This window comes from Neisseria flavescens, from assembly GCF_001618065.1.
In the GTDB taxonomy this organism is placed as follows: domain Bacteria; phylum Pseudomonadota; class Gammaproteobacteria; order Burkholderiales; family Neisseriaceae; genus Neisseria; species Neisseria flavescens_A.
The window spans coordinates 1-764 of record NZ_LAEI01000065.1; the positions used below are offsets into that span (position 1 = coordinate 1).

The following is a 764-nucleotide window of genomic DNA, read 5'->3' on the forward strand; positions in this document are numbered from 1 at the left end:
CCCGTTACCATACAGTGTTCATCGTCAGTCGGATATTACCCTTATGACCGCCCGCCAATCCTACCACCTCACCTTCGCCCGTTTCTCCCCCTCACTTTCAGTTCGCTCCTTCAGCGCATCCGAAGCAGTCAATACCGCTTACCGTGTTGAAATTACTGCCACCTCTACCGACTCTTCGCTACCTCTGTCTTCCTACCTCAACCAGCGCGCAGCGTTTGAGATTCGTCCGCAGGAAGGCTTACTGTCGGAAGTGGCTGGGGCATTCGGGTCTGCTTCAGACGACCCGCCGGCGAAGCAATGGCAGGGCATTATCACCTCATGCGAGAAGTTATCCGTATCCAAGGATGAAACCGTTTACCGCTTTGTTTTAGAGCCGCGTTTCGCGGCTTTGAAACATTTCCAAACCTCCCGGCTGTTCCAACACCAAACCGTCCCCGACATCGTTGCCGCCGTCTTTAAGCATCACGGCTTCTCCGGTGTCGACTACCGTTTCCAAAAGAGCCGCAACTACGCTGTACGCGAGTATGTAACCCAGTATCTTGAAAGCGACTTCGACTTTATCAACCGTCTGTGTGAAGAAGAAGGCATCTGGTATGCCTTCGAACAGCATGAACAACATGGCGACGTAGTCGTCTTCGGCGACAGTCCCACACACTATTGGCGCAGCCAAGGCTTACCCGTTTCCTACCGCCCCCATGCCGGATTGGAGAGTGTCGGTACCGAAGCACTCTTTAACTTAAGCATCCGCCACAACCCCATCGTCG

Annotated in this window: 1 protein-coding gene; it reads left to right on the plus strand. The window is 53.9% G+C overall.

Annotated elements, in window-relative coordinates:
• Window positions 1–43: 43 nt before the first annotated feature.
• Window positions 44–764, plus strand: a 721-nt coding sequence (locus tag TW89_RS10440) for a type VI secretion system Vgr family protein (protein WP_128581393.1), incomplete at its 3' end; no start/stop codon positions are given.